This is a genomic window from Methylomagnum sp., assembly GCF_054333355.1.
Genome location: NZ_JBTEKS010000360.1, coordinates 1 through 4,473 on the forward strand (window position 1 = coordinate 1; position 4,473 = coordinate 4,473).

Here is a 4,473-nt window from a genome sequence, read left to right on the forward strand (position 1 = left end):
CTGCCCGAATGGCCCAATAGCCGCCTCGACGAGTTGCTGCCCCTGCGCCCCGTCCAGAAAAAAACATGAAAGGGAACATGGGACGGCTGAAGGCTTACAGAGGTAGAGGAAGGGGGCGAGGAAGGGGTAGAGGTTTGTAATCAACCTCACCCACGAAAGTAAGTGAGGGATTTTCTGGCATGCCGCCTTGGGGGCCATAAAAGTTCACAACACATGAAGCACACAGCCGCCGTCCGTGCGACATCCACAGCCAACTACTTGTCTGACTCCAGCCCAGCAAACCGGCAAAATTGTAATTTTCGAGACCACGACTTTTTGCTTGCCATCCCCCCCGCTTTTTCGTTATAACATGTTCCGTAAAGTTTACGTCAACACAAAGCATAGACATGCAATATAATACGCCCAATCCGGGCGTATTATATTGCTTTGGCTATTCATATCTGTACCAATAAGCCGGGCTACCGCCGGATTAATTTCCAATAACCGAGCGGTATCGTTTCACATATTCATCAGATCAGGGGATTACGGTGGCACAAATAAAAACGCCAGGTGTCTATATTGAGGAAAAGAACGCCTTTCCCAACTCAGTGGTGGAAGTCGCGACCGCCGTACCGGCCTTCATCGGCTACACGGAAAAGGCAATCCGTGGGACTACCCCACTCACCAAGGTTCCTACTCGGATTTCATCCCTCAAGGAATATCACGATTATTTCGGTGCCGCGCCGCTGCCCCAGTTCACCTGGGGAGATAACCCCGCCGATTTTTCCCCAGAGGTTATCAAGCCCGATCCGAAAACCGCCTTTTATCTTTATTACAGTATGCGGCTGTTTTTCGACAATGGCGGCGGACCCTGTTATATCGTTTCGGTGGGCAACTATACCGCCGAAAAGAAAAAAGATGACCTAATCGGTGCATTGCCCGAGTTAGTCAAGGAACAAGAACCGACCATAGTGGCTGTTCCAGACGCCGTGCTGCTCGCCAGCGTCGATGATTGGGCGGCGGTTTGCCAGCAGGTTTTGCTGCACTGCCGGAAAATGCAGAGCCGCATCGCTCTATTCGACGTTTTCGGCGGCGACAAAGGATTGAGCCACGACGCTCAAGATGTCATCACCGGCGGCAACGGCTTTCACAACAAAACGCCGGCCGATAATCTCAATTACGCGGCGGCCTATTACCCCTGGCTGAATACCAGCATCGTCGATGCCGGGGATGTCAATTACAGTTATCTCGCCGAGGCCGACCGTAAAAGCCTCTCAGCCAAGCAGGCGGCGGACATCGACGCGCAGGTGGCGGAACTCGAAAAGGCCGGGAAAAGCGACCCGAAACTTTCGCAATTGAAAGATTTCTGGAAGAAACTCGAAGCCCCCATCTCAAACCCTACCTCGGATTCAGATAAAGCCGAGATAACCCGCAATCATCAGGTACTCATGGCGGTCAGCGAGGCTTACCGGAACCTGATGGCGAAAATCCGGCTCAGTTTGAATACCCTGCCGCCCAGCGGCGGAATCGCGGGCGTCTATACCCGGGTTGATAATAATATCGGCGTGTTCAAGGCTCCGGCCAATACCGGCATCAACTCGGTGGTTTCCCCGACCGTCAATATCACCCACGACGAACAAGCCGACCTCAACGTGCCGCTCAACGGCAAGGCCATCAACGCCATCCGCACCTTCCCAGGCCGTGGCGTGTTGATCTGGGGTGCCCGCACCCTCGACGGCAATAGCCAGGATTGGCGTTACATCAATGTCCGCCGCACGCTCATCATGCTGGAACAGTCTGTCAAGATGGCGGCCCAGGCTTACGTGTTTGAACCGAACAGCGCGACGACCTGGGTTACGGTCAACAATACCATCAGCAACTACTTGACCAATAAGTGGAAGGAAGGCGCTCTGGTCGGCGCGAGTCCGGCGGAGGCCTTCAGCGTTGATGTGGGATTGGGCACGACCATGACGCCCAACGATATTCTGGACGGGTTCATGCTGATTACGGTCAAGGTTGCCGTCGTGCGACCGGCGGAGTTCATCGTGATTACCTTCCAGCAGAAGATGCAAACCTCTTGATAACTTGCAAGGAACCGAATTATGGCTGGCGAAAAACAAGATGCTGTTTGGCCCTTACCGAAGTTTTACTTCACCGTGGATATCACGGACGTGGGCACCGATCTTCCCTTCCAGGAAGTATCTGGACTCGATATAGAAGCGCAGCCCATTGAGTATCGGGCGGGCAACAATAAGGCGTTTTCCACGATCAAGATGCCGGGTATCGTGAAATCTGGAAACGTCACACTAAAGAAAGGGATTTTCGCCAAGGACAACAAGTTCTGGGACTGGTATTCCAAGATCAAGCTCAATACCATCAAGCGCCAGACGGTCACCATTAAGCTCTTGGACGAAAGCGGGAAGCCCACCATGGTATGGACCCTGGCCAACGCTTGGCCGACCAAGATCACCGGCACCGATCTTAAATCGGACGGCAACGAAGTGGCGGTCGAGACCATCGAATTGGCCCACGAAGGTTTGACCATCGCCAATAAATAGCCGCCGATACCATGGCTGGTTATTATCCTCCGGTCGGTTTCTTCTTCGAAGTTAAAACCGCAGGCGTCAAGACCGCGGAAGATTCGGGGTTTCTCGAAGCCGACGGTCTTAACGCCGAGCGGGAAATCGAGTCGATCAAGGAAGGTGGCGAAAACCGTTTCGTGCATCGTCTTCCCGGACGGATGAAATACGAAAACTTGGTTTTAAAGCGCGGGCTGCTCGTCGCCACCTCCGACCTCGCCACATGGTGCAAGGAGGCCTTGCAATCCGATCTCGGCAAGGTCATCACGGTTAGGGACATCGACGTTTCTCTGCTGGACTCGAGCGGTTCCCCCCTGATGACCTGGAATTTCAAGAATGCCTGGCCGGTGAAATGGAGCGTCGAGGGCTTCAACGCGATGGATAATAAGATCGCCGTCGAGAAGCTGGAATTCGCTTATTCCTACTTCACCCGCAATCCGTAAGTCAGCCAGTCTATCCAGCGCCGCAAGCAATAACAGACGCCTCTTTTAAATAACACTCATGGCCATTGAAATCCGCGAAATCGTTATCCGGGCCAAAGTGGGCGAGTCTGCCGTTTCCGCCGAGCAGATTGAAACCCTGGTTCGCAATCTGAAGGACGCCATTTTGGAAGAGTGCCTGGAACGAATCCGGGAGCAGCTTCGCGAAACCACCGAACGATAAGGAAACGCCATGCTCGAACCCTTGGTGATAATGGGTTACAAGGACGAAAAATTTTCGCAAAGCGTCGGGGAATATAAGTTACAGATCAATCCAGAAAGCTACACCCATAACCATGAGACAGCCTGGAAAACGGATAAGGATACTACGGGCCAGGCGGGCGTAAGATTCGACCAAATCAATCCTGAAACTCTGTCATTCTCATTTTATATCGACGCCACGGGCATTCTGGCGGGCGGCGACGGCAGTCAGAAGAAGTATCGAATTAATAGCGTTACCGATGAAATTATCATCTTTAAGAAGATGGTTTATTCCATCAACGGTGAGATACACACCCCGAATTATTTGATTCTTTTCTGGGGGAAATTAAAGTTCAAATGTCGGCTCGTCTCGCTCAACGTCGAATACACGCTGTTCAATCCGAGCGGGATACCTTTAAGGGCCAAACTCGCCGTCAATTTCAAGCAGTTCTTGTCCAGCGAGGAGCAGACCCGGCTGGCGGGCAAGAGTTCTCCCGATTTGACCCATGCCAGGACGGTAATGGCTGGCGATACCCTGCCGCTGATGTGCCATCGCATTTATGGTGATAGCCGGTATTATCTCGAAATCGCCCGAGTGAACGGACTCAAGGATTTTCGGAATCTCGAACCGGGTATCCAGATCATATTTCCGCCGCTAGCCAATTGAAAAACCGTTTTCGCAGCGCCGCTTCATCATTCCTAATCCATGCCCGAATCTCCCCTGTCCAACGCCGCCGATGTCATATCCTGCAAGATATTTGTCGGCGGCGAGCAGATTCCAGATACCTATTTGGTGCGCCAGATTTATGTTCATAAGGAGGTCAACCGCATCCCCACGGCGAAAATCGTCCTGATTGATGGCAGTTCGGCGGAGGAAACCTTCGCGATTAGCGAGTCGGGGGCTTTCCTGCCGGGCAAGGCCGTGGAGATCAAGCTGGGTTATCTCGATCAGTTGACCACGATTTTCAAGGGAATCGTGGTCAAGCACGGCATCCGGGTCAGGGGGGGCGGCAATTCGAGTTTGGTGGTTTCCTGCATGGACAAGGCGGTGCTGTTGACCCTGGGACGCAAAAGCACCCTGTTCCTGAAGAAGAAGGACAGCGACATCATCGACAAACTCATCAAGGGCCAGGGGCTTGAAAGCGACGTGGCGGCGACCGCCATACAGCATGAAGAGCTCGTCCGCTACTACGCCACGGATTGGGATTTCATCGTCAGCCGGGCGGAAGCCAACG

The 4,473-nt window shown here is 53.2% G+C and carries 6 protein-coding genes; all 6 read left to right on the forward strand.

Annotated features, from left to right (window positions below; all coding sequences use genetic code 11):
- Positions 1-527 precede the first annotated feature (527 nt).
- The gene (locus ACXWUF_RS19190; RefSeq protein ID WP_458499522.1) at positions 528-2,060 is read left to right on the forward strand and encodes a phage tail sheath family protein; all 1,533 of its coding nucleotides are present in this window, start codon (positions 528-530) and stop codon (positions 2,058-2,060) included.
- A 21-nt stretch (positions 2,061-2,081) separates the two neighbouring features.
- Positions 2,082-2,537 (forward strand): phage tail protein, encoded by a 456-nt coding sequence (locus ACXWUF_RS19195; protein WP_458499523.1) that lies wholly within the window; start codon positions 2,082-2,084, stop codon positions 2,535-2,537.
- An 11-nt stretch (positions 2,538-2,548) separates the two neighbouring features.
- The gene (locus ACXWUF_RS19200; RefSeq protein WP_458499524.1) at positions 2,549-3,001 is read left to right on the forward strand and encodes a phage tail protein; all 453 of its coding nucleotides are present in this window, start codon (positions 2,549-2,551) and stop codon (positions 2,999-3,001) included.
- Positions 3,002-3,059: 58 nt separating this feature from the next.
- Entirely contained in the window at positions 3,060-3,221 is a 162-nt protein-coding gene (locus ACXWUF_RS19205; RefSeq protein ID WP_458499525.1) for a DUF5908 family protein, read from the forward strand.
- Between the two features lie 9 nt (positions 3,222-3,230).
- Positions 3,231-3,905, forward strand: a complete 675-nt coding sequence (locus ACXWUF_RS19210) for a CIS tube protein (protein WP_458499526.1) — start codon at positions 3,231-3,233, stop codon at positions 3,903-3,905.
- Between the two features lie 39 nt (positions 3,906-3,944).
- Positions 3,945-4,473: phage late control D family protein (locus ACXWUF_RS19215; protein WP_458503356.1), on the forward strand; the 529-nt coding region annotated here is incomplete at its 3' end.